We start from the raw sequence: 1,989 nt of genomic DNA on the forward strand, positions 1-1,989 counted from the left end.
TGGCCGCGCTGCGTCGAAGTATCGCCGTGGTCAGCCAGGACATCGTGCTGTTCCGCGGCACCCTGGCGCAGAACCTGGCCTACAGCGTGCCCGAGGCCAGCCGTGCGGAGCTGGAGCGGGTGGTGCGCCTGGCGCGACTGGACAGCCTGGTCGAGAGCCTGCCGCTGGGCCTGGACGGCCTGCTGGGCGAGCGTGGCCAGCAACTGTCTGGTGGGCAGAAGCAGCGCATCGCCATCGCTCGCGCGGTGCTGCAAGCGCCGGCGATCCTGGTGCTGGACGAAGCCACGTCGGCAGTCGACGAGTCCACCGAGCGTGAAGTGATTGCGGCTATCGACCAGCTGTTCGCCGGCCGCACGCGCATTTTGATCAGCCACCGCGCCTCGACCCTGGCCGATGCGGATCTGCACCTGCACTTGTCGGACGGCAAGTTGCAGGTACTGCCGCAGGAGGTGATCAGGCATGGGCACTGATCTGCGGATTGGCGTTATCGACAGTGGCTGCTCGCCAGAGCAGGCCAATGGTGCAATAGATGCCCGGCGTTTCTGGCTGGAAGACGGCCAGTTGCGTGAAGGCGCGATGCTGCCCGACCAACTCGGCCACGGCAGCGCGGTGCTTGCCAGCTTGCAACGTGCGGCCGGCCCGGTGCCGCTGCTGGTAGCTCAGGTGTTCGGCGCCCAGGCCAGCACCAGCGCATTGCAGGTGGCGGCCGCGCTGCTGTGGCTGGTGGAAGCCGGCGCTACGCTGGTCAACCTGAGCCTGGGGTTGCAGCAGGATCGGCCGGTGCTGCATCAGGCCTGCGCCGAGGCGCTGGCGGCGGGCGTGCTGTTGTGCGCATCCAGCCCGGCACAGGGCGCAGCGGTGTACCCGGCCAGTTATGAGGGGGTGATTCGTGTCACTGGCGATGCCCGTTGCGCACCTGGGCAATGGTCGTGGCTGGGTACCCGGCAGGCGGATTTTGGTGGCTACGTAGGGGCGGCGGGCAGCGCGGGCGCGAGCCTGGGGTGTGCGGCCGTGAGCGGGAGGATTGCAGCCCTGCTGCATGAACAGCCGGGGCTGGACCGGCATCAGGTTCATGCCTGGTTGCGCCATCACGCAGCATTTATCGGCCCCGAGCGACGAGGGGCCAGCCATGCCTGAGCCGCGCATTGTGGTGTTGGGTGCTGGGCCGGCAGGCGCGGCCACAGCGATTGGGTTGCGGCGCCTGGGGTACGCGGTAACGGTCGTTTCCGAATGGCGCCGGTTCGCTGCAGTTGAAGGTGTATCGCAACGGGTGCTTGAGGGCTTGCGCAACGCGGGGCTCGGTGGCGCCTTGAGCCAGGCGGCGATGCCCGCTAACCGGCAGGTGCACTGGAACGGCCAGCACTTGCAGATGAACCAGGAGTTTCTACTCGACCGGCAACGCTTCGACCGCGCGCTGCGCGACGATCTTCTGCGTGCGGGAGTGAGCGTGGTCGAAGGCCGGGTGCGCGAGGTTGTGCCCGGGGACGGCCATTCCGTTCGGCTGGATGATGGGCAAGTACTACCGGCCGATTTCCTGGTTGAAGCCCGCGGGCGCCAGGCCCCACTGGCCGCAGACCGCCGGCGCGGACCGGAAACGGTCAGCCTGCTGAACGGCTGGCAGAGTCTTCCGGGCAAGCCGGCGTCAGCGGTAGAAAGCCTGGAGGATGGCTGGGCCTGGATGGCGCGCCTGGAAGATGGCCGCTGTTACTGGCAGGTCACCCTGGATGCCGCCGGGCTACCGGGCAAAGCCGGGTTGGCCGATTACTGCGCAGCGCGGCGTGCCCGCAGCGCGCTGGTGGCAGAACTGTTCGACGCCCAGGCGCTGCTGCCCGCGCAGGTGCATGCGCGCAGCAGTACCGCCATTCTTGCCGGTGAATGTGTTGGGCCGGACTGGATACGCGTGGGCGATGCGGCGATGGCGGTTGACCCGCTGTCGGGCAACGGGATCTTTCAGTCGCTGTCTTCGGCGTTGCAGGCACCGGTGGTGAT

The 1,989-nt window shown here is 68.1% G+C and carries 3 protein-coding genes; all 3 read left to right on the plus strand.

Going from position 1 to position 1,989, the window contains the following annotated elements; all coding sequences use genetic code 11:
- Window positions 1-470 (plus strand): ATP-binding cassette domain-containing protein (locus HP546_RS29615; protein WP_172233253.1); only part of this gene is annotated, 470 nt, incomplete at its 5' end.
- Complete coding sequence (locus HP546_RS29620) at window positions 460-1,137, plus strand: S8 family serine peptidase (RefSeq protein ID WP_172233256.1); 678 nt, start codon at window positions 460-462, stop codon at window positions 1,135-1,137. The genes HP546_RS29615 and HP546_RS29620, both read left to right, overlap by 11 nt.
- A partial coding sequence (locus HP546_RS29625; RefSeq protein WP_172233258.1) for an NAD(P)/FAD-dependent oxidoreductase occupies window positions 1,130-1,989 on the plus strand: 860 nt, incomplete at its 3' end. The genes HP546_RS29620 and HP546_RS29625, both read left to right, overlap by 8 nt.

Origin of the sequence: Pseudomonas sp. CM25, assembly GCF_013179705.1 — a bacterium.
GTDB lineage: Bacteria > Pseudomonadota > Gammaproteobacteria > Pseudomonadales > Pseudomonadaceae > Aquipseudomonas.